Origin of the sequence: Stieleria magnilauensis (genome assembly GCA_007753675.1) — a bacterium.
Taxonomy (GTDB): Bacteria; Planctomycetota; Planctomycetia; order Pirellulales; family Pirellulaceae; genus Stieleria; species Stieleria magnilauensis.
Map to the genome: position 1 here is coordinate 6,602,092 of CP036432.1, position 26,627 is coordinate 6,628,718.

21 protein-coding genes are annotated in these 26,627 nt (G+C 57.8%); 14 read left to right on the forward strand and 7 right to left on the reverse strand.

Features of this window, described 5'->3' with window-relative positions; translation table 11 throughout:
* The first annotated feature begins 10 nt into the window (after positions 1–10).
* The 4 genes from TBK1r_RS23615 (at position 11) to TBK1r_RS23630 (ending at position 3,397) form a co-directional block, all read left to right on the forward strand.
* Positions 11–433 carry a response regulator gene (locus tag TBK1r_RS23615; protein WP_145216328.1) on the forward strand — a complete coding sequence of 141 codons (423 nt, stop codon included), beginning with the start codon at positions 11–13 and terminating at the stop codon, positions 431–433.
* 143 nt (positions 434–576) lie between these two features.
* The gene (locus tag TBK1r_RS23620) at positions 577–1,647 is read left to right on the forward strand and encodes a CNNM domain-containing protein (protein WP_145216331.1); all 1,071 of its coding nucleotides are present in this window, start codon (positions 577–579) and stop codon (positions 1,645–1,647) included.
* A gap of 207 nt (positions 1,648–1,854) precedes the next feature.
* Positions 1,855–2,685 (forward strand): transglutaminase-like domain-containing protein, encoded by an 831-nt coding sequence (locus tag TBK1r_RS23625; protein WP_145216334.1) that lies wholly within the window; start codon positions 1,855–1,857, stop codon positions 2,683–2,685.
* A 28-nt stretch (positions 2,686–2,713) separates the two neighbouring features.
* Complete coding sequence (locus tag TBK1r_RS23630) at positions 2,714–3,397, forward strand: hypothetical protein (RefSeq protein WP_145216337.1); 684 nt, start codon at positions 2,714–2,716, stop codon at positions 3,395–3,397.
* A gap of 622 nt (positions 3,398–4,019) precedes the next feature.
* Here the strand turns inward: TBK1r_RS23630 and TBK1r_RS23635 are convergent.
* Complete coding sequence (locus tag TBK1r_RS23635) at positions 4,020–5,414, reverse strand: IS4 family transposase (RefSeq protein WP_145207138.1); 1,395 nt, start codon at positions 5,412–5,414, stop codon at positions 4,020–4,022.
* 175 nt (positions 5,415–5,589) lie between these two features.
* The gene (locus TBK1r_RS23640; RefSeq protein ID WP_145216340.1) at positions 5,590–6,594 is read right to left on the reverse strand and encodes a hypothetical protein; all 1,005 of its coding nucleotides are present in this window, start codon (positions 6,592–6,594) and stop codon (positions 5,590–5,592) included.
* 550 nt (positions 6,595–7,144) lie between these two features.
* Between TBK1r_RS23640 and sbnA the strand changes: the two genes are divergently transcribed.
* Genes sbnA through TBK1r_RS23655 form a run of 3 tightly spaced genes read left to right on the forward strand, consistent with a single transcriptional unit; the run spans position 7,145 to position 11,347 of the window.
* Positions 7,145–8,185 (forward strand): 2,3-diaminopropionate biosynthesis protein SbnA, encoded by a 1,041-nt coding sequence (gene sbnA / locus TBK1r_RS23645; RefSeq protein WP_145216343.1) that lies wholly within the window; start codon positions 7,145–7,147, stop codon positions 8,183–8,185.
* The gene (locus TBK1r_RS23650; protein ID WP_419580322.1) at positions 8,182–9,837 is read left to right on the forward strand and encodes an FAD/NAD(P)-binding protein; all 1,656 of its coding nucleotides are present in this window, start codon (positions 8,182–8,184) and stop codon (positions 9,835–9,837) included. Before sbnA ends, TBK1r_RS23650 begins: the two co-directional genes overlap by 4 nt.
* On the forward strand, positions 9,830–11,347 hold the full coding sequence (locus TBK1r_RS23655; RefSeq protein ID WP_419580323.1) for a Y4yA family PLP-dependent enzyme: 1,518 nt from the start codon (positions 9,830–9,832) through the stop codon (positions 11,345–11,347). Before TBK1r_RS23650 ends, TBK1r_RS23655 begins: the two co-directional genes overlap by 8 nt.
* A gap of 46 nt (positions 11,348–11,393) precedes the next feature.
* Here the strand turns inward: TBK1r_RS23655 and TBK1r_RS23660 are convergent, their stop codons facing one another.
* The gene (locus TBK1r_RS23660) at positions 11,394–12,593 is read right to left on the reverse strand and encodes an AI-2E family transporter (RefSeq protein ID WP_419580324.1); all 1,200 of its coding nucleotides are present in this window, start codon (positions 12,591–12,593) and stop codon (positions 11,394–11,396) included.
* 38 nt (positions 12,594–12,631) lie between these two features.
* Positions 12,632–12,928, reverse strand: a complete 297-nt coding sequence (locus TBK1r_RS23665; RefSeq protein ID WP_145216352.1) for a Rho termination factor N-terminal domain-containing protein — start codon at positions 12,926–12,928, stop codon at positions 12,632–12,634.
* Positions 12,929–13,318: 390 nt separating this feature from the next.
* Between TBK1r_RS23665 and TBK1r_RS23670 the strand changes: the two genes are divergently transcribed.
* Positions 13,319–13,531: a hypothetical protein gene (locus TBK1r_RS23670; protein ID WP_145216355.1), complete on the forward strand. Its 213-nt coding sequence runs from the start codon at positions 13,319–13,321 to the stop codon at positions 13,529–13,531.
* Positions 13,532–13,748: 217 nt separating this feature from the next.
* Here TBK1r_RS23670 and TBK1r_RS23675 read toward each other — a convergent pair whose 3' ends face one another.
* The gene (locus TBK1r_RS23675; RefSeq protein WP_145216357.1) at positions 13,749–15,458 is read right to left on the reverse strand and encodes an HAD family hydrolase; all 1,710 of its coding nucleotides are present in this window, start codon (positions 15,456–15,458) and stop codon (positions 13,749–13,751) included.
* 317 nt (positions 15,459–15,775) lie between these two features.
* Between TBK1r_RS23675 and TBK1r_RS23680 the strand changes: the two genes are divergently transcribed.
* The 5 genes from TBK1r_RS23680 to TBK1r_RS23705 all read left to right on the forward strand — a co-directional run bounded on the left by TBK1r_RS23680 (position 15,776) and on the right by TBK1r_RS23705 (position 19,447).
* Positions 15,776–16,408 (forward strand): PDZ domain-containing protein, encoded by a 633-nt coding sequence (locus tag TBK1r_RS23680; protein WP_419580325.1) that lies wholly within the window; start codon positions 15,776–15,778, stop codon positions 16,406–16,408.
* Positions 16,409–16,511: 103 nt separating this feature from the next.
* Entirely contained in the window at positions 16,512–16,940 is a 429-nt protein-coding gene (locus TBK1r_RS23685; protein WP_419580326.1) for a CsbD family protein, read from the forward strand.
* An 85-nt stretch (positions 16,941–17,025) separates the two neighbouring features.
* Entirely contained in the window at positions 17,026–17,256 is a 231-nt protein-coding gene (locus TBK1r_RS23690) for a hypothetical protein (RefSeq protein ID WP_145216366.1), read from the forward strand.
* Between the two features lie 408 nt (positions 17,257–17,664).
* The gene (locus TBK1r_RS23700) at positions 17,665–18,333 is read left to right on the forward strand and encodes a catalase (protein WP_473772451.1); all 669 of its coding nucleotides are present in this window, start codon (positions 17,665–17,667) and stop codon (positions 18,331–18,333) included.
* A gap of 88 nt (positions 18,334–18,421) precedes the next feature.
* A complete protein-coding gene (locus TBK1r_RS23705) occupies positions 18,422–19,447 on the forward strand; it encodes an NADP-dependent oxidoreductase (RefSeq protein ID WP_145216372.1) in 1,026 nt (341 codons plus the stop codon).
* A gap of 152 nt (positions 19,448–19,599) precedes the next feature.
* Here the strand turns inward: TBK1r_RS23705 and TBK1r_RS23710 are convergent, their stop codons facing one another.
* On the reverse strand, positions 19,600–19,884 hold the full coding sequence (locus TBK1r_RS23710; RefSeq protein ID WP_145216375.1) for a hypothetical protein: 285 nt from the start codon (positions 19,882–19,884) through the stop codon (positions 19,600–19,602).
* A gap of 39 nt (positions 19,885–19,923) precedes the next feature.
* Positions 19,924–20,073 (reverse strand): hypothetical protein, encoded by a 150-nt coding sequence (locus TBK1r_RS39025; RefSeq protein WP_372894435.1) that lies wholly within the window; start codon positions 20,071–20,073, stop codon positions 19,924–19,926.
* Positions 20,074–20,286: 213 nt separating this feature from the next.
* Here TBK1r_RS39025 and TBK1r_RS23715 point away from each other — a divergent pair, with 213 nt between their 5' ends.
* Positions 20,287–26,622, forward strand: coding sequence for a PAS domain S-box protein (locus TBK1r_RS23715; protein WP_145216379.1), 6,336 nt, complete (start codon positions 20,287–20,289; stop codon positions 26,620–26,622).
* Positions 26,623–26,627: the final 5 nt, after the last annotated feature.

Sequence of the window (26,627 nt, forward strand, 5' to 3'; positions counted from 1 at the left end):
AGGCCCGATCATGAAGACAATCCTTATCGTCGACGATCACGACGACATTCGTGAGATGATGACTCTGAAATTGCAGAAACACGGATATGCCGTTGTCACAGCGACCAACGGGCTGGAAGCCATCCTGGCCACGGCGCAGTCGGACCCATCGCTCATTTTGATGGATGTCAACATGCCCGAGTTGGACGGCCTGGAGGCAACGATGCAGATCCGAGCGGCAGACGCTGCCAACCGAATTCCGGTGATTGCTCTGACCGCTTACGCGTTACCGGGCGATGAATCGCGCGCGATCGCGGCCGGTTGCGATGCGTTTCACCCCAAGCCGGTCGATTTTGAGAAGCTGTTCCAACAGATCTCTGACTTAATCGAAGACGCCGACCGCAACCGGATCGAAACCGGAACCGAGTCGCAGGGAGAAGTGGAAGCGACGTAACGCCGAGTTCTTGCCCCCCGTCGACCCTGCAGACCTCACCCGCCTCGTCGTCTCGCCACTCAGGGAGTTTGCGGCGACGGCATGGTGTTTGCTTGCACTTCTCATGCTTCGCCTGTTCAATCGCGTCTTTCGGGGAAATTGTCGTGGACCTTGTACTTCTCATCATTTATCTCCTGATCGCCATCGGGTTCTCGTTCCTTTGTTCGATTGCCGAAGCGGTGCTGCTTTCGATCACGCCCAGCTATATCGCAGAGCGCAAGCAGGATCCGTCCAGGTCCGCGAAACGCATCATCGACCTGAAAACGAATATCGATCGACCGCTGTCCGCGATCCTTAGCCTGAACACGATTGCCCATACCGTGGGCGCCGCTGGCGTGGGTGCCCAAGCGGCGAAGGTCTATGGCGACGCCTACGTCGGGGTGACCAGTGCCGTACTGACACTGCTGATCCTGGTGCTCAGCGAAATCATCCCCAAGACCATCGGGGCGCTGCATTGGCGACGGCTTGCCGGAATCGTCGCGATTTTTGTCCAAGGCCTGATCTACCTGATGCTTCCCCTGGTATGGCTATCCGAGCTGTTGACGAAGCTGATCGCGGGAGACGAGAAACAGAAACTGGTGACTCGTGCAGAGATTTCGGCGATCGCGGAGCTTGGTACGAATGAAGGGCTATTGAAGAAGCGCGAATCAAAGATCATGCGTAATTTGCTGAAACTCGATTCGTTCACGGTTGCCGACGTGATGACACCGCGCACCGTGGTCATCGCGCTGCAAGAATCCAAAACGCTGGGAGAAATTTCCGACGAAATCGACAAGCTTCCCGTTTCACGAATCCCGTTGTTTACCGACCGCCGCGACCACGTCTCGGGATTTGTGTTGAAGACTGATCTATTGAGTGCGATCGCGGCAGACGAATTTGATCGCCCCCTCACCGATTTCATCCGTGAACTTGAGACGGTGAAAGAGGAGACGTCGATTGCCGAGGCGTTTGACCAGTTACTCGACAATCGTGCCCACATCGCCCTTGTCGTGGATGATTACGGCGGAATGGAAGGCGTCGTGACCCTGGAGGATGTCGTCGAAACGTTGCTGGGCATGGAAATCGTTGACGAACAGGACGCTGCGGTGGATATGCAGAAGGTTGCACGGGAACGGTGGGCCGAGCGAGCGACCAAACAAGGCCTAAAGCTCTCACCGGTTCCCACCACAGACTGACCGTACAACGGCGTCGCCTCCGTCGCGAGACTCCGCTGCTGACGGAAAGTCTGGCTGTTGGTTTGGCGCAAAACGTGCAGCAACAGCCTGCGTCGCCATCAGGTCCATCTCGACCGACGACCGAACCACAAGATCTCACACGCGTTGACCTTCCTGACAAACCGTTTACAGGCTCCCTCGGTCGGCGACGAAATAACAGGACCACCAATGACTCAAATCCAGATCGGTAGCACGCTCGTTTACGACGTCCGTCAAACAACCATTTTTCTGCTCAAGATTGCTGCGACATCGACACCGCATCAAGTGATTGCCAATGAGAGCTTGCAGCTCGACCCAATGGTCAACGTCGAACAATGTCAGGTCGGCTTGGAAGGCAACCGGCTTCATCGCGTGGTCGTCGAGCCATGTCGGCTGTCGATTTCCTATCAAGCGACCGCGGACTTGACCCCAGAACTTGACCAGCCTCACGACGTCGGCGAAACACCGGCAGCGGAAATGCCACCGGAAGTCTTGACCTACATGAACCCGAGCCGCTACTGCGAAAGCGACGCATTGGCGAAGTTCGCGTTTGATGAGTTTGGCCAACTGAATCCAGGCTTCAGCCGTGTCCAAGCGATCTGTGACTGGGTCAATCATCATCTGTCTTACACCCCCGGAAGCACGACTGCGACGACCACTGCGTCCGACGTCTTGACGCAACGGACAGGCGTCTGTCGCGATTACGCGCACCTTGCCATCACGCTGTGCCGTGGCATCGGAATCCCAGCTCGATATGTTTCCGGGTACGCAGTCGATCTGCAACCTGCCGACTACCATGGGTTCATGGAAGCCTATCTGGGAGGCCAGTGGTACCTATTCGACCCGACCAAGTTGGCATCCACTGTTGGATTGGTCCGCATCGGGGTTGGCCGCGATGCCGCGGACGTGGCGTTCAGCACGCTGACAGGCAATGCGACGCTGCTGGAGAAAAACGTTTGGGCAAACGCAGTCGACGGCGGCCTGCCCGCGGACCAGAACCCTGCTGTCTCGACCGCGTAAACGGCAATACCCCAAATTGACACACAACATGACCAAGGCATGGCTTACGCATCAATGGGTCGCCGCGGGCATCGTTTCCGCCGCGTCACGATTCATTCCCGTCCCCTTTGTCGATGACCTCGTTCGCAATCGGTGTCGTCGCTTTGTCGTCTCGCGCACACTTGCCGCCTACGAACAAGAGGCAATGCTCGATGACCTGGAACCGTTTTACGACAACGACCGCGGTTGGTTCTCTGGAGCGATCTCCCAGGCCGCCAAGGTCCCCGTCAAACTACTGCTATTTCCGGTTCGCAAAGCCGTCTCGATCGCGACGTCGGTGCGCGGCGTGCCCCTGGAAATCATGCGAACCGTGCTGCTGGGCCGGACGCTCGAGAGATACCTGAAACACGAGCAGCTGAGCGGTCGCGCCGATCAGGCGACCCGAATGCACGCCGCATTCGAGCAATCCTTCAAGCGGATGGATTTCCAAGTGATCAAGGCGACCATCAGCGACACACTGTCCGGCGTGGGAGGATGGAAGGCCGCGGCGATGAAAAGTGCCAAGCGAGTCCTTGAGAGCGAAGACGCAACCGCAAAGGAACTCGAGTCCGAAACCGAAGTTGATATCGGAGCAAACGAGGTCCAAGCCGTCCTCGACCGTCCCGAAACCTTGCAACTGTTCGCACAATTCGATCAGCGGTTCGACGAAGCCATGGCTCAGTCATCGAACTGAGACGCTCTGTTTGCAATCACAAAAAAATGCACGGCAACCGCGTTGTGGGAACGACTCGCGAGCGGCAACCGCTCCTGCGGCCCGCACGCCAGCGGCGTGCCACATCAAAGCTTGGGGTCGCGCCCGCGCACCCCAAGTTCCGGTCGCCAACAGGCCGCCAACCCCAACGGGGTTGAACAGAGCAACACGGTTCGCCCGATTCACGCCGCCGTTTGCGCACCCCGGATTGTGCCGCGCCGTTTGTTGAACCCCGCTGGGGTTCCCCTGTCCTTTGCGCCCCCACCCGGAGTGCGCTTCGCGACTCCGGGCTTTGTTGTGGCACCGCTCTGCTGTGTGCACCGCAGAGCGGTGCTTGCCCAAAAGCCGCTCAGTAATACAATTGACGTCCAGCGGGCCGACACAATTCCCCAGCTTTTAGCGGTACCCGCAGCTCATGAGACCGATTGTGCCGGCCTTTCAGGCCTCCGTGATCGAGGTCTTTCCATTCCGGTGGCTAACCGACCTGTTGATTTAAGCCGATCGTACGTGGGATTAGTCGCGAGCGCGCAAGCGTTCGGGCATTCATCATGTCAGTTACTCACCGGCACCCGCAGGCTCGCGCCCAATGCCACCTACTTTGTGGTCATTCGGGTGGTATATCATCGGGCTGCTGTTTTTTTCTTCGAAGTGACTTCTGGAATTTCGTTGTCTTTTGGCGCCGCGGGTGGGCTATGCGTGGGTAGCTGCGAGGCAATTTTCGATTGGGAAGTTTGCGGCCCGCTGCGCTCACCAAAGCGCCGTGATAAGCCAGCCTCCATTCCTCCAGGGTCGTAAGCTTTTCACGTAGCAGATGATGCTTGAACGTCGTCCAAACTCCCGTGAAGCTGAGCTCGCGAGGGTCAACTCGAATCAATTTCGCTGCTTGTTTGCGTAGCTGAGCGACAAGATTATAAGCGATGATCGATCCCATTAGCTCCTTCATCACCGTGTCGACACTCTTGGCGCGAATGTTTTCTGTGTCCATCGTCACTTTGACATCGCGGATATCGAACTCCACATCGTAGCGACGAACGTACAGGGCAGCGGCCGAGTGAGCGTCCGTCTCAAGGCTCGTCACGATCTCCAGCGTGTCTCCATTTTCAAGTTCAATTTGGTGGAGAAAGACTTCGATAGACGTGTCTTTACTAAGATCGAGATTGGTTCGGCGGTCCTTCGGTGTCGGCCGCCAAATCAAGTGAAACGTCTTGTACCCGTCCCCTTGGTCGACCAACGTAGCCGACTTGCGGTACGACCTGAATCGCTGTTTGGTCAGCCGCAGCACGAAGTCTTGATGATGTAATTGGCAGTGGTGGGCGACATTAAAAATCCCAAAACCGCTATCAGCCAGAACGATCGAGCGTTTCGGGAGTCGTTCAATAATCGGCTTGGCTTGCTCAAGTTCACTTTTGTTGTCCGCTCCGTACATCGGATCGACTTGCGGCAACAACGCGCACCCGGTCTGCATTTCATTTGCGACCAGCAATCTCGCAATAGGCCAAACCGTCTCTCCGTGTTGGTTGGACGCCGGCGGGAACGCTTTCTGAAGTGCTTCGGTCGGAGGAAGCGTGATCGTCGTCCCATCGATAATGAATACACGTCGATCGAGAAAGGCTTTGGGAGCGCGGGAAGCAAGGTGATCGCAGATTCGATGGGAAAACTCTTCCACGACAGCGAGCGGAATCCTTTTTCTGGCGGCGTTGTAGGCCGAATTGTTTTCGGAAAGGCGATTCTCTTGAACCCTTCGATTGTCAGGCAAAATATCCGTATGATTTTTGAGCAAATCTGCGACGGCATCGGTTAGTGAGATGCCTCCTTCGAGCCGTTGTAAAACGAGTAGCCAGAGGGTCGGGGCCTGCGTATAGACCATCCGCGCGTTGGCACAATCGTGATCTTCAAAGACCCGTTGTAGTTTGGGTAATTCAAGAAGCTCAGCCAGCAACGCTTTGGCTTTGCCAAAGCGAGACTCTTCATCGGCACCGAGTGTCGTCGGGTCGACCATGGCGATTCCCAGTCAGAAAGGCAGTAAGTGTAAACTTACCTGCCAGGCGCAAAAATCGTGCCAAAACCGGGTTTTTGGGACCGCGCCACCCGATAGGGTCCAGAATAGGTGGCATTGGGCTCGCGCCAAACGGCTGATTAAATCAAAAGCCCGTGACGCCGTCGGAATCGACGGACTAGTTTTGCGATTGGTCGGCGATCAAGATCACGCGATCACCGATCTTCACCGGCACGCCGGCGACCGTGATTTCACTGCCTTTTTCGGCGTCCTTTGCCGAGGCCGGGTCTCCCATGTCGACGGTCAACTTCTTCCCGTTTTCGGTCTTGATTTTCACGACCAAATGCTCCTCGCCTTTCACCTTCGCGGTTCGGGTTGACTCAATCGTTCCGCGGTAGCGACGACCTGTACGTTCGATTTTTCGTTGCTTTCCATCCTGTTCCAAGGTTGTTGCGACCAGAACATTCTTGTCTCCTCGTTTGGCGACTGGACCAAACGCGGTGAATTTGTCGCCTTTAAACAGTTGCAGGGTCGTTCCGCTGGACCCGAAATCCACCCAGTCGACGTTTCCCTCGGCGCCCTCGATCTGCACCAACAGGCTGATCTCCCCCAGTCGGTTCACCAGCTTGGTGTCGGCAACGGTGCAAGTGACTTTGTACGATTTACCACTGAGCCCCTGCTGGGTGCTCTGCGCGATCTTGCTGCTGTGCACTGCATTGTCGGGCGTGCTCGACAGCTCAGAAAACTCGTAGTTGTCGTACACGCCGTCTCCATCGTCATCGCGGTAGGTCGCATAGCTGTCGTTCAGCTTGTCGCCGTCGGTGTCGTGATAGCGGCTGACGGATTCGTAGGTTCCGTCGTTATCGTCGTCACGCCAAGTCGCGTAGCCGTCGTCATAGTCTTCGCCATAGAATTCCTCGGCCGGCACGGATCCCCGATCGTTGTCACTGTCCGTACTGGACAGGGAATCAAAGTAGCCGAATTGCTCGTCGTCCCAGCGACCGATCGCTTCGTCGGTCGGGTTGTAGTCGTTCCCGTCGAACCATTCCGACACGTCGTACCAGGCATCATCTTCGCGTCGAGGTCCGGCGTTCTCGTCGTCAACGGCGTGCAGCGGTGTCGTCATCAGCGCCAACAAAACGGGTGAGGCAGCGATGCCGATTCGCAGTAGTTTCTTGTTCATTCGTCGTTCCTCGGTCAGGAGTCTCAGGGAAAAGTTCGTCGTGACTCGGCGATGAGTTCCAGTCGCCGGTAGCGTCCGACGTCGACGCAAACGACGTGCCAGGGACATTCCCCGCAGCGAGGTGGCACCTACGCAGGAACTCTCGCGTCGTGCCCTCTTTCTCTTTGCGCGTTTCCCACCCAGGTCGGTCTCATTCCGTTCAGCGCTGCGCTCTGCAGAACGCTCACTCCTCAACGGGTCGGTCATCCAATGAGTCGGCGATGATCGGGATCGACGCACGCGGGAAAACGGGTTTCTGGAAACCCTGAACGGCAACGCTGTGAACCACTTATTCCCTGCGTTTGACGAGGTATTAGCGGAAGGGCGCAAGCCCTCTGGTCCCTCATCGTTCCCGAAACACCGGAGGGCTCGCGCCCTACCGCTAAAAATGCTTCACAGCGTTGCCTGAACGGATGACGTCAACGCTCCTTTCCCACTTTGCATTTCCCACCGGCACGTCAGTTGCTCTACCGCGGAGGGCTGATTTTTTAAGATGACTGAGTAACGCGAGATGCAACACAACTACGAATACGTCTCTGATGGTGTGCTGGACGCGATTGGGAACACGCCGTTGATTCGATTGAATCGCTTTCTTGCGAATCCGCGAATCGAGCCGCGAATCGAGCTGTACGCTAAATTAGAAGCTGCGAATCCGGGCGGAAGTGCGAAAGACCGACCGGCACGATTCATGTTAGAAGAAGCGCTTCGTCGAGGAGACCTTTGCGGCGATTCAACAGTGATCGAATCCTCTTCCGGTAACATGGGGATCGGCCTTGCCCAGGCATGCCGGTTCCACGGATTGAAATTTATCTGCGTGGTCGACCCGCGTGCTCAGCAGCAAAACCTGGATATCATCAAAGCTTTGGGGGCAGAGGTGGTGATGGTCACAGAGCCGTTGGGCGGCGACTTTCTGGCTGCCCGGATCGCCAAGGTGTGTGAACTACTCGAACACAACGTGAACAGTTTTTGGCCCAACCAATACGCCAATGCTGATAACCCGCGTTCGCATCATGAAGGGACGATTCGGGAGATCGATGAAGCGCTTCAGGGCAACTTCGACGTCCTGTTCGTGGCCACCAGCAGCACCGGCACCGCACAAGGTTGCCGCGATTACTTGCGCCAGCGGGGTCGCGACGTTCGCGTGGTTGCGGTGGACGCCGAAGGAAGCGTGCTGTTTGGCGGCTCTGCTGGTCCCCGCCATATCCCCGGCCTGGGCGCCGGGAAAGAACCCAAACTTGCCATTGGGCAATTGTTCGACGACGTCAACCGTGTGTCCGATCTGGATTGTGTGGTCGGGTGTCGACGGGCGGCCTTGCGTGAAGCGATGCTCGTTGGTGGCTCCGCCGGCGGCGTGCTGATGACCGTCTCTCGGATGCAGGATGAACTCGCGGGAAAACGCTGTGTTGCAATCCTTCACGATTCCGGCACACGCTACTTACAGACCGTCTTTAACGACCAATGGGTCCAAGAATCGCTGGGCTGTGACGCAGGGACACTTCGTCGGTTGGCCGAAAGCGATGATTACTTTGCAGAAAGGAGATGCCAACGATGAGTTCGGTCCTTGATGTTCGCGCGACATCGAACGACAACGTGAGTCCCAAGCAGGCAACCCGCCCGTTGCGTCTGGCCGTCATCGGATGCGGACCGCGGGGGCTGCAATGCCTGGAAGCAGTCAGTCGCAATTTGTCGCCGGCAGCGCTCGCGAACCTCGAGATCTCCGTCTACGAACCGTGCCGGACCCTGGGAGCAGGTTGCGTCTATGATCCGCGACAGCCCCATGTGCTTCGCATGAATTTTGCGTCCCAGCATGTGGATTTCTGGAAGACAGACTCTGACTCCATCACCCCTCCGTCCACATCACTGATCGGCTGGCTCGTCGATCACTACCCTGCGTTGGCTGCGAACGACCAGTACGTGCCACGTGCCATCGTGGGCGAATATTTGAACGAATGTTACGCTGTCGTGGAGGGAAAGCTTCGTGGCGCGCAATCATATGAGGTGATCAGCAGGCATGTCTCCCGCATTCGAAAGTTGCGGTCTGGCTGGGAACTGACCGCCGGCGACAACACAAAGAGGGTTGACGTTGTGGTCCTTACGACGGGACACGAAGGATTTCGCCGCTCGAGCACTTTGGAGCAAGATGAATCAGCGAGATTTGCTTTTCCGGTGCAAGAGAACCTTTCCGAACAATGTGTCTTGCCAGGGTCGAGTGTCTTGGTCCGAGGATTCGGGCTAACCGCGCTGGATGCGATCCTGGCAATGACGGAGGGGCGCGGAGGCTCGTTCGCGCAAACTGACCGGTCTTTCGAGTACCGTGCCGGTGGCCGCGAGCCCAAAAAAATCACCGTCTACAGTCGCAGCGGCCGTCCCATGCTCGCCAAACCGACCGCGGCAATCGAACAGGTGTCCGACCACTTCTGGGCGCGTTTCCGAGAGCAGCTACAGGCGATCTCTCCCGATCCTTCAACCGTCAACTTTCATAAAGACGTGTTCTCGGTCATCCAGCGGGCCGCCGCGGAATTGCTCGTCCAACATGGCATCTCGGTTTCCGAAAAAGACGTTGCCGATTGGTATCGTAGTTGGTCTCGCTATCGAATGGACTCGCGTTCTGCGTACAAAGCGATGCGACGATCCGTAATGGTGTCGACGGGCGAGCGTCCCCGCGACATCGCCTACGCCCTGGGCGAATCCTGGCGCAAGCTCTATCCCGAAATTGTCACCGTTGTCAGTCACGGCGGCTTGAATTCATTACAATGGCCCAAATACCAGCGTATCGCCGCGGAGATGGAACGGATCGCCTTCGGGCCTCCTGCGGATTCGTTGCGGCGGTTATTATCTCTCATCAGGGCTGGCACCGTCGAACTGACCAACCAGGACGATGACCTGGATGCAACCCCGTTCGACTCACACATCGACGCCGTGATTGCGGCCCCGAACCAAATCTCGCCGAACGGCCCTCTCGCTTCGTTGCTTGCCGACGGCTGGGTGGTGCGCGATGAGACAACGGGTGCCATCAAGGTCGATGCGGCGGGAGAGGCGATCAACTCGCGATCAGAAGAACGTCCGGGACTCTATCTTTTCGGCCGCGCGACCGAGGGCTGGGTCGTCGGCAATGACACGCTCTCACGCACACTCCATGGTCACATTGAACAATGGTCAACTTCACTCGCATCCCGAATTCCAACTCTGAGCAAGCATGAGTGATCCCGTTAGCCTGATGACAGGCGAGACGACCCTGCGTAAGAACTGTGCGGGAGACCCGGCCCTGTCCGCTCGGCTCGAACCATGGATGTGCGAGTTCCTCACCAGCGAGCATGTCGCACAGAGCGTGACGAAGCATGACTCGCCGTTGAACGTCATCTGTCCTTCGCCGATGTCGCGGAACATTGCTGAAATCCAATCCCAAGTGGAAGCGAGGGGCGTTGCGTCGAAGATCTTCTTCGCCCGCAAAGCGAACAAATGCCTGTCGTTTGTCGACGAGGCGATTCGTTGCGATGCAGGTTTAGATACGGCGAGCGAAAATGAGCTTCGGCAGTGTTTGCAGCGCGGAGTCTGTCCTGATGACATCATTTGCACCGCGGCGGTCAAGTCCGACGATCTGATCGATTGCTGCATCGCCAATCAAGTCTGCATTGCCATCGACAACCGTGACGAACTCGACGCGGTCGTCGCTCGCTGCCGGGCTGTTGGTAAACGGGCACCGATCGCGTTACGATTGGGCGGGTTCCTGCATGACGAACCGTTGCGCCAGCTTCCAACGGATAGCGGACATCCATCACACGCCGTCGGCCCCCGCCAGGCGACGAAACTGCCGACAAGGTTCGGTTTCGACGCGGTGACGGACAACGGCATCATCAAACAGCTGTGCGATCTTCCCATCAAGGTTCGGGGCGTGCACTTTCACTTGGACGGCTACGACGCCGGCCAGCGAGTCTCGGGAATCACTCAGTCACTGCGGTGGATCGACTTGCTTCGATCGGCCGGACACCACCCATCGTTCATGGACATCGGGGGCGGGTTCCCGATCAGTTACCTCGACGACGGGGATCAGTGGGAAACGTTTTGGCATCAACAGGAACGCGCGCTGCTCGGCCGGCGTGATCCGGTGACCTATCGCAATCACGGACTCGGCCTGTTCGAACATCAAGGTCACATCCTTGGCAGGCGAGACAGCTACCCCTATCACCAGTCGCCTGTACGCGGCGACTGGATGGCAAACATTCTCGACAGCGTGGTCGAGGGAAACACGATTGCGGAGCGTTTGCGGGAAGCGCGGATCGAACTACGCTGCGAGCCCGGTCGCAGCCTGTTGGACGGCTGCGGTATGACGATCAGTCGCGTCGAATTTCGCAAACAGAATGCAGACGGCGACTGGCTGATCGGACTGTCCATGAACCGTACCCAGTGCCGGACGTCGAGCGCCGACTTTCTTGTCGATCCGATTCTGATCCGCACCAATCGATCCGCCGACGACCCCAAATCGGGCTTCTTGGTGGGTGCCTATTGCACGGAATCCGAGCTGATTTCGCTACGCAAGCTGACGTTTCCACAGGGTGTCGCACGAGGCGATTTGGTTGTATTTCCCAATACCGCAGGCTACTTGATGCACTTTTTGGAAAGCCGATCGCATCAATTTCCCTTGGCAAAAAACCTGGTCGTTTCCGAGACCCTGTCTGTGACGGAGTTGGACGCGATTGATCGCCGAGTTGACTAGAATGCCCTCCCTGTTTCCAGTTGTTCCATTCGAGTCGACCCGCTGCTCAAGACGACGCTGAACTTGCCTCGGCAGTCCCCTGATCTGACTGCAGGTAGTCTTCGACATACAACATCTCAACCATCTTTTTGCCGGCGGCGAGCAAGGGCGATGCGACAGCCGCTCCGGTGAACCCGAATAACACGCCCATGATCGCTTGGAACGCGATCAGCAACGCCGGAGGCAACGAGGCAGCTTTCTGTTGAATCAGCGGCGTCACGACATAGCTTTCGATCAGCTGCAAGACGAAGTATCCGCCGACGACGGCTCCGACAATCCCGACGCCCTGTGGCAGCGCGAACAAAATGGCCAAGGCCAACGCGATTGCCGCTCCGATGTTAGGAATGAAGGTCAGCAATGCGGTGAGAATGCCGAGCGTACCCGCCATCGGCACTCCTAACACAAGCAGTAGCAGGAACGCCCCGAACCCCGTCGCCAACATCGAACCGAATCGGCCGATCAGCCACCGCCAGAGCGTCTCGCTGGTCGCATCCAGCACCTCCGCAAACCGACTTCGCTTCGGTTTGGGAACCAGGGAAACGATGCCGTCGCGATAGGATCCCGGCGAAACGGCCAGGAACAACCCGACGAAAAAGATCAGCAGGCTGTTGACGACCAATCCGAACGTCGTTCTGAACATCGCCCCGATCGAACCGGCAGCCTGTTGGACGGGCTCTGGAATGCTGTCGAGCTGGATTCCCGATTGCTTTGACGAACTTTCTTTCTCGTCGCGACTTTGATTCTCCTTGCTGCTTTGGTCTCCCCTGTCTGTTTTTTCCTCAGGTTTGCTCTTGTCTTTTTCAACTCCGAGCGCCGTAGAGACAATCGGTGTGGACGCGAGCGTCGCTTCCAAAGCCGGATACTGCTCGATCAAATCGCGTAGTTCATTCACGCCCTCGTCGATCTTCCCACGCGCCGCTTCGACTTGGTCGTTGATCTGAACGAAGAAGAACGCCACCGTTGCGGTCAATATCAGCAGCAAGGAGACAACGACGACCGCCAGGCCCCCCCGATAACCGACGGGAGAGTGAGACGAGACCCATCGGGCCAACTTGGTGAGGAAGACGCCGAACACGACACCAAGAAACAGGATCAAAATGATTTCGCTGGCGAGAACGAAAGCCGCTGCCAACGCCACGATGATCGTCAGTACGGTAATCGCACGAATCAGGTTGACGGGGATTCGGTTGGTTGATTCGCTATTCAAGGTTGTCACTCAAAGATGTGGATGGGATCGGTGAAGACTTAACTGGCATCGCGGATCGCATCAATCAATTCCGCTTTTCTCATCTTGCTCCGTCCCTTGATGCGAAGTTCAGCGGCACGATTGCGGAGTTCATCGGTTGTCCGGTCCTCCAGTTTGGTGTTGGGGTTTCCGGTACCTTGAGTCGTGGTATTCGGCGTGCGGCCTTCGTTGCGACGTTGCTTGTTGACGGTACGCGCGGCGACCTCTTTGGCGTTGTCTTCTGACTTGCCGCGCTCGAGTTGGCTTTCTTTGATGTGCTCGTACTGTCGTTCATCTTTTTCCGTCCATTCAGGCATCGAACTCTCCCAGTTTTGAATGGTTGGCAGGCGTCCATGATTGGTTTGATCATGTCGACTGACGCGAGGGAGATGCGAATCGTGTGCCAACGTCGATGTTAGCGGAACAGCACGAGCGCCATACCGCTAAATTGAGAAGGTGATTGACCATCGCAGGGCCCGTAGGCTCGCGCCAAACGGCTGATCATCAACTGACATCAGCCGGTTCGCGCCAGGGCGAGCGACGTCCATCAATGTCGATTTAGCGGTATTGAGCGCGAGCGGGCTGTCCGGTTTCGGCGCAGGTTTTGCACTCGCGGAATCAGACGCGATGACCGGCCCGATCACCGATCGAGGCTGGCTAGCCGAAGCACCAACGAACCGACAATCCATCTCTTTAAGGAGTGTCTGATGTCACGAATCGCAACCGTCGGATTCGTCATGATTGACGGATTTCTAAGCCTTGCGACGATCCTTCAGTCGTCGCTGACATTGGCAGTCGTCTTGCTATCACTTCTCGGCTCGCTCGGAATCACGATGTTATCCGGGGCGGTCCGTTCTGCCCTCCAGCCGAGCTATTTTTGGGAAGATGCCGACGGAGCGCGCAACCTCATTGAACGATAAGCGACGACGAACGCTGACGTCGCCAATCAAATCCGGATGCGGGAAAAACTCCCGCTCCCGCCTACACTCAATATCGATCAGGAAAACGCAGTGGAGGTTTGCCAGCCTCGGTGGCCTCTTTTGAGACAGGGGCTGGCAATTTTTCTGCCAAACCAATCCGCCAGCGGCGACAGACGCGGACTCCGGACAAATGCACCCCCGTGTGGATCGGAGCCGCTCACCACTTGGGTTTGAATCGTCGCTCGATGTGGTAAACGATTTGCTCGCGACTTTGCTCCGCGGAAAGGCTCTTGGTTCGCTCGATGTCTTCGACCTCCATCGCGAGTTCGGCGTCGCGGACCACCTCGCGCAGCCACTGAGAAACGTGGTGGTTGGTCAGGTGGAATTGCCACGTTTCGTCGTCCACCCCATTGGCGGTTTTGACAAATTCTTTCAAGTTTGCCGCGGGCAGTTTGAGTTTCGATTCCGGACCGCGAAACACAAACTGCAAGTCCTCATCCATTTCGCCGTTGTAGTAACTGTGCAGGTGTCGTTGGCCATCGACTCGCGGGGTAATTCGGCTAAACCATTGAGTCCGGCGGTCGCCCCGTCGCCAGGCCAGGGCCTGGTGAATCTGTCTCCCTTCGGCGGCAGCGAACCGGGGACTCTGCTGGCCGATCCGCTGACAGATCTCGACAATCGCTTGATGTGGATCGCTGGCGATGGAAATGAACCATTTCACGTTTTGCAAGACAACATCGGACAGCTCGTCGTGGAACGCCGAGACGAAGATGTAGCCTTCCAGCTCGACCGGGTTCCATTGATTGGCTGGCTCCCAACCTCGAGGGGCCGCATAGTGAGCTTCATCGACGATGATCCAGTGGGGGCGACCGCATCGACTTCGCAGTTCGGCCAAGGCACGGTGCAGGCGATCGCAATAGCTCGGCCGTTCGTCTTTTTCGACGCTATACAGGCTGACGATACAATGTTCGTCAGGCTGTTTCAGGACGCCAACCACCTCCTCGATCGAGGGTGCACGTTCACTGTTGCCAAGGGCCACGGCGTTATCAATCCCCGGATAGTCGCCTTCGGGGTCGATGATGCAGCATTGCTCTCCCCGTTCGGTCAGCTGCTCAAGGACACTGATGGCGAATTTGCTTTTTCCACCACCCGGCCCGCCGGTCACCAGCAGGCTCTCGCCATACTGCGGAATCGAGAACGGTCGGCCGTCCCGCTTGGCCCCCAACGTCAGCCCCCGACCATCGAATCCCAGCAAATGCGCCAAGTCATTTTCCAGAATCATTTCAACAAGTTGCTCGACGCCCTCCCCACGCGGCTTTTGGAGAACAATGTCGGCCATCTCCTTGACCGGCTGAAGCGCGTTGTCGACCGCAGCCGACGCGCCGCAGAGCCGCAGCATCGCCTCGTCATTTTCCGCATCGCCGACGGCCACCACGTTGACTGGTGAAACCTCGATCTCTTTCAGCGTGCGCGACAACCCGGCGGCCTTGTTGATCCCGCTAGGCAAGATCATCACGGCGTCTTTGTTGAAGATGATCTGAAGATCCAAAGCCATTTCGCGGATGACTTCAAGAGCGACCGTCTCATAGGGGTTCCACGTCGCAACGATCGCCCGCCCCGTTTCCAACCGTTCGACTCCCCGTCGCCGCAACTCCGCGACAAACGGTTCCGGTGGCGGATCAACGAGCAGCGTCTCCTCGTTGGTTTCCGGATCGTAGACTAACGCGCCATTTTCGGCGACGATTTTCTCGAACAGCAACACCGCCGGAAAGATGTCCAAAATGGGCTCCAATCGTCGACCCGTGACCAAGACCAAACGCCTTCCCGAATCGCGAAGACGCTTGAGGGCATCGATGGTCGAAGGGGGGACGATCCCGTGTTCGGCGAGCGTGCCGTCATAGTCGGCCGCTAAAACATGATAACGCATAGAGTGTTCGCTTGATGCGATCGCTTCCGATCCAATCCGGTGTAGAGCACGGGCTGACGGCTACCAAAAGTACAGCGGAGAACGCCGCCACTGCCCCTTGCAAGCATCCGTGTTCGGTCTGCCGAAACGTGTTGCCCGGCGAAGGGAATCCACTGCAAGCGGCGCGCCCGATCGGCATGTGCTTTGCGACCGTGGTTTTGCGTTCGTGATTTGGAACGGCCGGCCCCTCTTGGGCACGCGCGACAACGATGAGATCGAGCTGGGTTTCCCATCACCAAGAGCAGCCGGGCCCCCATTTAGCAGTTTTGGAGAGAACAATGAAGATTGCACAATGGTCGATGGCGACTGCTCTGTGTTCTATCATGCTGGTCGGTTATCTGCCGCTGACCATGGCGCAGCAGCCAGACCCGAAAAATGAAACTTCAGCGCGTACCGCGGCGCCACAGAGAGAAGGTGGAATCCTGCGCAGCGAAATGCAGCAGGAACAGGGCGACGACCAACAGGGGACTGAAGAAGGCATGCCGAGAACCCGTGCGGTTCCCGGCAGACGATCTGTTCCCGAAGCACAGCTTGCCCCCGACGATCAACGCCTCGCGCCTCAGTGGCAACCGCCGGATCGCCACCGCTGGAAGCTGGGCGTTTATGCATCGAACACCGATACCGGCGTGGTGGTCACACAGGTCATCCCCGGCAGCCCGGCCCGCGACGTGGGGCTGGAGCGTGGTGACCGCATCGTCGCGGTCGGAGGCTTCCAGGTCGGTTGGGTGGATGACCGTCTGTACCCGCTCGGTGCCGAACTGCAACGCCAAGCGGGGCATAACGGGCGCGCCAAACTGCTGGTGCAGAACGTCCGCAACCGCAACCTGTTGACCCTGGATGTTCATCTGGAGGGCCGCCACGACAGACGCGCCAGGATCCAGGACGCCGGATTGGCACAACCTTTGCCATAAAGAAACAGAAGTTTGCAACCGAAATGCTTCGGTCGCGCTGAATGGGAGTTCGTTCACTCCTTCCGCGACCCGAGATCAAAAACGTAGTCGAAGGAAAATCAAAATGGTCACAAGACAACAAGCCAGTGGGCAATGGAGCCAGATTCACGGTGCCGTCCAGAAGAAATACGGGCAGGTCACCGACGATGAATTGCGAGAAGTCGAAGGCGACAGCGAGCGATTGATCGGGTTGATCCAAAAGAAGGCCGGTGTGGCACGCGAAGAGGTCGAGTCGTTCGTCCGCAAGGTCTACCAGGACTGTGGAGAAACCTGCTCGAACCTGACCGAACGCGCCGGTGAGTATGCCCAGGCGACCCGCGACCAACTGCGTCAAGGGTACGAGGGGACCACCCAGGCCGTCGCCAAGCACCCGTTGGAATCGGTCGTCACTGCTCTCGGTGTCGGCCTGCTTGCGGGAATTGCAATCGGCTACTCACTGGCAGCCGATCGCTACCGACAACCCACCTGGCGCGAACGCTTCTCCGGACGTTGAAAGCGTTGACACCGGTTTCCCATCATTCCCGGCAGCAGGACGCTCTGAATCCTTACCCCATTTCCAGCAAGAAGAAGCGATACCCATGAGTACATCGACCACCCAACAAAAGAATTCCACCGACAACAGCCGCAGCCAGGGTGATTTCACACAGGCCGCGACGGAAGGTCTGCAAGAGTACGGCAGCCACTATGTTGCGGCCCCGGCCAAGGACGTCGTCAAACTGTTGAAAAGCTACGCTGAAGAGAAGCCCGACGTCGCAGCGATGTGGTGCTTCGCCTTCGGCGTCATCGTCGGCTGGAAGCTTCGCGGCTAGGCCTCGATGATGAACGCGCACGAGACTTCGATGCAGGCGGTCGTTTACGACGACTACGGAGACGACCGACTTCGTGCAATCCGACGAGCGCTGGAACCTCGTGTTCGATGCGGCAGGCAAATCGGGTTACTGGGATTCGCGGTCCGTCTTGCTTGACGGAGGTCGATCGACCGACAAGACGTGCGGCACGGCTTTTGCGTCTGTGCGGCTCCCTGTTTGAGTCGATTGACGACGGCCGAGAACTCTCTCAACTCTCGGATCAAGGCCACCGCTGCCGCCGCAAAACGATTCGTGCTGGACACTCACTGGTCAGCCTGGTCGATTTTGCTTCACCTTCGATCGAAGGTTGCGCCGTCAGTGACCAAGTTTGGAATCGCGAACATGCAAAGACATCGAATAAGGTCGAACATGGCAAAAAAAGGCAATGCAGTTTCCGGCTCGAAGATCGGCAACGGGGGCGAACTACATCAGACCGTTTCCGGTGACGGTCAGCGGCTGACAACCAATCAGGGTGTTGTGGTTTCTGATGACCAGAACACACTCACCGTTGGACCTCGCGGTCCTCAACTGCTGGAAGATTTCATTTTGCGTGAGAAGATCACGCACTTCGACCACGAACGAATTCCGGAACGCGTCGTCCATGTCCGCGGGTACGCAGCGCACGGATACTTCCAGGCGTACAAGGGCAACAGCAAGCTGACCAAAGCCGCGTTCTTGCAAGACCCCGAGGCACAAACACCGGTCTTCTGCCGTTTCTCGACCATTGCCGGCAGCGCCGGATCGCCCGACCTGGCACGCGACGTCCGCGGCCCCTCGGTCCTGTTCGACTGCGTGGTGGTTGCCCCAGCGGCAAGCCAATCAGCAACGTTGGTCGCCAATGCCGATGCGATCGATTGGATCCGCGACGCGTTCGGTCACCTGAAGGTGATCGGATTCAACGACGCAGCAAAACCGATGTTCGAAAAAGCATCCGTTGCGATCGACGCCGATGAGGGCGTAGTCGACGTCAGTGGGGGGAACTTTGACGCGTTCACCACCGCCGCCAAAAAGCATCGCATTGGGGATCGAGAGTGTTAGAAAGACAATTCTCAATCCCTTTCGTACGGACCAATGATGAACAGACCCGGGACAAACCCGGGACAGGCCCACCCCACAGGAAACTCTGATGGCTACCCAAACCTCACAATCGACGAAGTCAAAGCAAATCGAACTCGCCTCGCGACCTGACGGCGAACCGACGGAAGCGAATTTCAAGCAAACCGTTGTCGAGATCCCGCCGATTGCAGATGGCGAATTCTTGGTCAAGAACGAATGGATGTCGGTCGATCCCTACATGCGAGGCCGAATGAAAGCGGGTGATAGCTATGTGCCAGCTTTCTCAATCGACCAACCCTTAGAAGGCGGTTGCATCGGCAAGGTGGTGGAGTCTCGGCATACCAGCTTCAAAGAAGGCGACTACGTGCTGGGCACTCTCGGATGGCGAGAGTATTGGACGTCGACCGGTGAAGGGGTCACCCCCATTTCCAGCGATCTGGCCCCGGTACAGGCCTACCTGGGTGTGCTCGGCATGACGGGCATGACGGCCTGGGTCGGCTTGAACCGAATCGCAAACCTGTCCAACAACAGCACCGTCTTCGTTTCGGCCGCCTCGGGCGCGGTCGGTTCGGTCGCCTGCCAGATCGCCAAAGCGAAAGACTGCCGCGTCATCGGTAGTGCCGGTCAACCGTCCAAGATCGAGTGGTTGAGCGGAAAAATCGGCATCGATGCCGTTATCAACTACAAGGAAACGGACGATCTGACCGCGGCATTGAGAGAGCATGCACCCGACGGCATTGACGTTTACTTTGACAACGTCGGCGGCGACCATCTGGAAGCGGCCCTCGAGGTGATGAACGATTTCGGATGCTGCGTCGAATGTGGCATGATCTCCACCTACAACGCCACCGAGCCGCCCGCCGCCCCACGAAACCTGTTCAAAGTCGTCAGCAAACGCATTCGCATGCAAGGCTTCATCGTTCGCGACCACATGAGCGATCAAGAGGAATTCACCCGCGAGATGGTCTCGCTGATCAAGTCCGACAAAGTCGTTTGGGAGGAGTCCATTGTCTCCGGGCTGGAGAATGCCCCGGCCGCCTTTATCGGATTATTCAGTGGCGACAACCTCGGCAAGCAACTCGTCCGCATCGACTGATACTGGGGTCATCAACTGAAGTCGTCAACTGAAGTCGTCAACTCGGGTCACACGTCTCGTTCCATCGGAAACTCGCACCCTCGCATCGCATGCGAGGGCAGAATCTCCATACAGTCCGGCCGCTACCGGACTCGATCGCTGACTTGGCGCGTCTACCTGCGCGGTCCGATCAGTGTCGGCGCGCCGAAGAAGATCTGTCGCAAGGGTCGGACCGGTTCAGCTGAAACGCGAGACGTTGTGATCAATCGAATCGTATTGCCGTAGACGTGCAGCGGACGCCCCGGTCGCTGATGGATCGGCATGGATTTAATTCGTTCACGGTACTCACCGGTCGCAATGATGACGGGACTCCAACCGGTCGGGGAGGCGGCTCGTCCATCATCGGCGGCGAGCGAGGTGAAACCGAAAACGAGTATCAATAGGGTGGAACGCAGCATGGTCTGTAGGTCTCCGTGTGTTGAGCATCAAGAAGTGAATCAGTTCATCGGCGATGCGGGCGAGACGACACCGCCCTCGCGATGGTGACTCCACGGCAATCGGCAACTGCCGTGCCAATCGAACACCCGCCCGACCGAGGGAGTCTGCAACCGACGAATGACTCGCAGACGATTGACGACGGCGATCATTGTCGGTCCAATTCGGCTACACTTTAGGGGTCTTGAAATGGATCGATTGTCTCGCGAGAGAACGAAGAATCGACGGCGAGAAGATGGAATGCGCAATGCTTGGTCGGTCTGACGCAGATCGCCGAAGCCGCTGCGCTCTGTGGTGTTCCTTTGGAAACATGAAGGAGATTGAGATCGCAGTGAGCGACGGGCGGCTAAGCAACGAGCGTTGCCATGAATGATCGATCACAGACGCTGCCGTTCGTCGTCGGCATCGGAATTGCAACCTACCGACAGGACGCGCTGCAAGCATTGGTTGCGGCACTGGGTGACGTGCCCGGCATGGCGGTCGTGTTGGTGCCACCGTTTGATTGCCGGGAAAGCCTGCTGCGACCGAATCGGCTACAGGAATTCACGCCATCGCGGGTGATCGAGGTCGTGTCCCGGGAAAAGCTCACCGCGGGCTGCGTCTTTGTCTGCCGCCCCCAGACGTTTCTCGAATTGCGTGGCGACGACCTTGTCGTCGTCGAACGCCAGGACGCAGACCTCGAATCCGGCCCGATCGACCACCTGTTTGATTCGCTCGCGCGGCAATGCGGGGAGTCCTGCACCGGCGTCCTCTTCGCTGCTGCAAGCGAACAGGGCGCGAGCGGGCTAAAGGCGATCGGCGACGCCGGCGGGCACACCTTTGCGATCGATACTGACTCAGTCACGGCAGCGACGGCCAGCGTTGCCGACTACATCATGCCTGTGGCGAAGGTTGCCTCGGCGATTCGAAAGCATGCGTTTCAATGGCAGAAGATCGAACAACTGCAACGGAAACGATCGACTGCTCCACTGGTTCACTCCGACTCTGGTCAGACGGATCTTCTCGACAGCATGAACATCGCCACGCTGTTCCTGGATAACCAGCTGAAGATTCAGCGTTTCACTCAAGGGGTGACTGCACTTTATCAACTGAGCGCATCCGATATCGGCCGCCCGCTGCAGAGCGTGACCCACTTTGCGGTCGAGATGCCTCCGTATCCGGACGAGGTCACGCTGGTCGCCAATGCACCTGTTGAAGATGAAGTCGAAACGCAAGACGGTCGCTGGTTCCTTCGGCGCGTTCAACCGTATGCGGACGACACCACTGGCCGTGGCGGGCTGGTCGTGACGTTTTACGAGGTCACGGAGCAACACCAACTCCGCATGCGATTGGCTGCAGCACATGCGGTCACAAAACTGTTGGCGGACGCGGATTCCTTTGAAACGGTGATCCCCAAAGTCCTGAAGGCTCTCCGCAGCTCCTTGTCGGCGGAAGTCTGCTTGCTGTGGAGAGTGGACGCCCAAGCAGAATTCATGACCTGTGTCGAGGCTGACGCGATCGACCGCTCCTTGCAACCGTTCGTGGACCTCAGTCGCGACATCCGGATCGTCATCGGTGAAGGATTACCCGGACAAGCTTGGCTGGACCGCGAGCCGGTTTGGTTTGAAGACATTCAAAATAAAAAAGGGTTCATCCGAGCTGCCGCTGCCAAGCAGAGTAGCCTGACCAGCGGGGTCGGGTTTCCGATCGTCGTGGGCCGCAAGTTCAAGGGTGTCATCGAGATCTACACCGCTCGAACGCTGAAGCGAGAACCCGAACTGCTCCAATTACTTGGCGCGGTCGGAAACGAAATCGGACAGTTCATTCGGCAACGTCGACTCACCGACACGATCCGCGACGAAGAAGCGCGCAAGACGGCGATTCTTCGATCGGCACTCGATTGCGTCGTCACGATGGATACGACCGGTCGAATCGTCGACTTCAATCCGGCAGCCGAGCAGACCTTCGGCTATGCAGCCTCCGACGTCGTCGGCAGACTTCTGTCCGATGTCATCATCCCCGAAGAATTTCGTGAATCCCATCGCAACGGATTGACTCGATACCTCCATACCGGGACGTCCGATCTATTGGGCCGACGCGTTGAGCTGACCGCGCAACGAGCCGACGGCAGTTTGTTTCCTGTCGAGGTGGCGATCAGCGTTTCCCATGGTCGCGATGGCTCGCCATTTTTCACCGGCTACCTACGCGACATCACCGAACGCAAACAGGCCGATGAGATCCTGTTGGAGCGAGCCGAAATGGCGGCGTTGCACGCGTCGTTGGCGGTCTCGTTGGCCGGCGAGGCTCCGCTGGGCGAAATCCTCAACACCTGTTGCCAGAGAATCGTCGAAGGGCTCGATGCCGCCCACGCACATGTTTGGTTACTGGACGAACAAGACCAGATGCTGGAACTGACGGCCAACGCCGGCGTCGACACCCACTTGGACGGTCCACCACGAAGGGTGCCTCTGGGGAAATCAAAAATCGGACAGATCGCGGCGACCCAGCAACCGCTGCTGACCAATGATGTGTCGCATGATCCCGAGATCAGTGATTTACAGGGGTCCGGCCGGGAAGACATGGTGGGATTCGCCGGGTTTCCGCTGATCGTTGAACATCGCCTGGTCGGCGTGTTTGCGTTGTTCACCCGACACCCGCTGGCCCAGGCAGTCTTTGAGCAATTGATCCCGATGGCCGACGCGATCGCGCAGTGCATCGCCAGAAAGGAGTCCGAGCAAAGGCTGGTCGATCGCGAACAGCGGTTGAATCTGGCGTTGGAGGCCGGTCGCCTGGGGACCTGGCACTGGGACATTCAGAATGACCGCGTGACGTGGTCCGACCAGATGTTCGAAATCTTTGGTTATACGAACGATCAATTCGACGGGACGCGGGCTGGGTTTCTCGACATCATCCACCCCGACGATCAAGCATACGTTCGCAAGCGACTCGGCGACGCCGTGACGGGAACCTGCGGATCCTACGAGATGGATTTCAGAGTCATTCGAGGTGACGACGGGCGGACCATCTGGACGTCGGGACGAGGAGTCATCGACCGCGACGAGCTCAATCGACCGTTGGGCATCACCGCGGTGGCGAGTGACATCACCGACCGCAAGCACTGGGAATTGGAACTCACCGACCGAGAGTCCCATCTCCGCAGCGTGATCGACAACACGCTCTTCTTTATCGGAGTCCTGGATGTCGAAGGCACGCTGCTGGAAGCCAATGCCGTCGCGATCAACGCCGGTGGTCTGAATCGAAACGATGTCATCGGCAAGAAATTCTGGGATTGCTACTGGTGGAACTTTGACGAAGAAACGATCGCCAATCTAAAGGAATCGATCCGACTTGCCGCAGCGGGCGAGGTGGTTCGCTACGACGTCGAGGTCCGCATGGCGGGCGATAGCCGCATGACCATCGATTTCATGCTCAGCCCCGTTCGAGCGAGCGATGGGTCGATCACCCACTTGATTCCATCGGGAGTCGACATCAGCGAACGAAGGGCTGCCGAAGCCGCGGTCGTCGAGCGAGAACAATTCCTGACGCTGGCGCTCGACGCCGGAAAAATGGGATCGTTCAAATGGGATGTCATCGCAGGACACGTGGAATGGTCAGAGATGGTGTATGCCATGTACGGCTACCACCAGAGAGAGTTTGATGGCAAAGTGAGCAGCTTCTGGCAGCTCATTCATCCGGATGACCTGGACCTCGTCAAGGCTCAGATTGATGAAGAACTCGCCAGCGATTGCGAGGACCATTTTGTCGAGTTTCGGTTGATACGACCGAGTGACGGTCGCACGATTTGGGTCGAGGAGCGGGGAGTGATCCACCGCGACGCCAAGGGTGAACCGCTGCAAATGACCGGTTTAGTCCAAGACATTTCCGAACGCAAAGTCGACGAACTGAATCTCGCCTTTCTATCCGATTTACAAACGCGGCTCGTGCCGTTGACGTCGGTCAACGAGTTGATGGCGGTCGCAACTCGGCTGACCGCGGACTACCTTGGGCTCGCTCGCTGTCTGCTCGTTGAGTTCGACCAACACGGCGAGATTGCTGATATCCTGTGTGACCATCACACCGGCGACGGTCCCAGCATGGTGGGGAAACATTCGGTACGCGACTTCCATGACGACGCCGAACGGGCGGATCTGATCGCCGGAAACCAGGTGCTCTCTAACGACGCGCAAAGCTCCCGCCGTGAGGATCGGCTGGTCAAAAGTTTCCGCGCGTTCAACATCGGCGCATTCTGCAATTCTGCCTACGTGACCGATCGCGGCACGAAGTTTGTCGTCTCCGCCCTGCACGCCGAAAAACACACCTGGCAACTCGATGAACGCAGGCTGCTGCAGGAAGTTGCCGATCGCGTCGGCATTCGGATCGAACGGGCCAGATCCGAGGAGGAATTGGCCAACCGCGAAGCGCACCTGCGTCGTGTGATCAACAATCAACTCGGGCTCGTCGGCGTCATCGACCGCAACGGAATTCTGTTGGAGGTTGACGATCGGTCACTCAAGATCGCCCGCACCCGCCGTGAAGACGTTGTCGGAAAACACTTTGCCGATGCGCCGTGGTGGAGTTATGACCCGGCGGTTGCCGCCAGGATGCGTGACGCCATGCGTCGAGCGATGGCTGGCGAAGTCGTTCGTTACGATGTCTCACTGTTCGCGCACGGTGACGAGGGCGTGATGATTGACTTCATGATCGCGCCGGTGACCGATGACAACGGCGAAGTGGAATTCTTGATCCCGTCAGGCGTTGACATTCGCGATCGCTATCGGGCGCAGCAGCAATTGATGGAGAACGAACGTCGCGTCTCGATGGCGTTGCGGGCCGGACGAATGGCTGCCTGGGAATGGACGCCTGAAAAAAGCCATTGGGATCCCAAGCTATTTGAATTACTGGGAAAGCCACCCATCGCTGATCCGTCACCGGAATACCTGTTCGAGTGCGTCCACCCGGACGATCTGTCGATGCTGCGATCCAGTTGGCAACGAGCCATCGACGGCGAAGACGATTATGACGTGGAGTTTCGGGTCCACTTGCCGGGCGGCAGCATCCGCTGGCTGGCTGCGGTCGGCACCGTGATTCACAGCCCGGACGGTGGCGTCGCCGCAATGCATGGCTTGAACTGGGACATCACCGAACAAAAAGAGTCTCAGCAACGAATTCGTGATAGCGAACAACGGTTCCGCAATATGGCAAACGCCGCTCCCGCGATGATCTGGGTCAGCGACCAAAACCATCAGTGCACGTTTCTGTCGCAACGTTGGTGTGACTTCACGGGACAGACCGAACGGGAGGGCCTGGCGATGGGTTGGCTCGAAGCGGTCCACCCGGACGACCGCCGATCGACGCGACAAGCGTTTTTGGCCGCGGTCGATCGTCACGAACCATTCGAGCTGGATTTCCGTTTGCGGACCGTCGACAACAGCTACCGTTGGGCGATCGACGCCGGACAACCGCGGTTTGATGAGTCGGGCGAGTTTGTCGGCTACGTCGGATCGGTGATCGATGCCCATGACCGACACGAAGCCCAATCCGCATTGCAGGAAGCGCGCGCCGTCGCTGTCGCCGCCAACGAATCCAAAAGTGCCTTCCTGGCCAACATGTCGCATGAAATCCGCACGCCCATGACGGCGATCCTGGGCTACGCCGATCTGCTGGGCGACTTGATCGAAAACGAAGAAGCGAAGCAACATTTACAAACGATCCGACACAACGGCGACTACCTGCTGGAAATCATCAACGACATCCTGGACCTGTCCAAAATCGAGGCGGGAAAACTGGACGTCCAATACGAAGACTTCAATCCCCATCTGTTGATCGAAGATGTGCGCAGCATCATGGAAGTGCGCGCCAGTGAAGGGAACTTGACATTGGACGTTGAATACCAGGGCAAGATTCCCAAACTGATCAATTCCGACATCAAACGGCTGAAGCAGATCCTGATCAATCTCGTCGGCAATGCGATCAAGTTCACGCGACAAGGGGGAGTCAAGATTCGCGTTCGATATGAAGCCTCCGTGCAACAATTGCAACTCGACGTCGTCGACACGGGAATCGGCATTGCAGAGGAACAGATGGAAAAACTGTTCAAGCCATTTTCGCAGGGCGACGCGAGCGTGACCCGCAATTTTGGCGGAACGGGGCTGGGGCTGGCGATCAGCCAGCGACTTGCCGAGACGCTTGGAGGAAAAATCACGGTGCGCAGCGTTGTCGGTGTCGGCAGCACGTTTACGGTCGGCATCGACACCGGAAACGTTGCGGAGTCCGACTTGGTCGACTACAGCGAGCTGGAAACCGATCAAGCGGCCAAAACGACGGCGGAAAAGGATGTCCCCACGCACCTGCCGTGGCATGTGCTGATCGTGGACGATCGCCGCGACATCCGGTTTTTGAGCAAACGCATTCTTACCCAGTCGGGCGCGACGGTGGACGAATGCGAAGACGGACTGCTTGCCGTGAAATACATGTCGGGTTGCTTGGCGGGCGGCGACTGCCCGGACCTGGTCTTGTTGGACATGCAGATGCCGAACCTGGACGGTTACTCGACCGCGGCGGAACTGCGGACGCTCGGTTATACCGGTCCGATCATCGCCCTGACCGCCGATGCCATGCAAGGCGACATGAACAAATGCCTGGAAGCAGGCTGCAATGATTACTTGTCCAAACCGATTGACAAAGCCGCACTGCTTCGAAAGGTTTCAGAAATGCTAACATAGGTAGA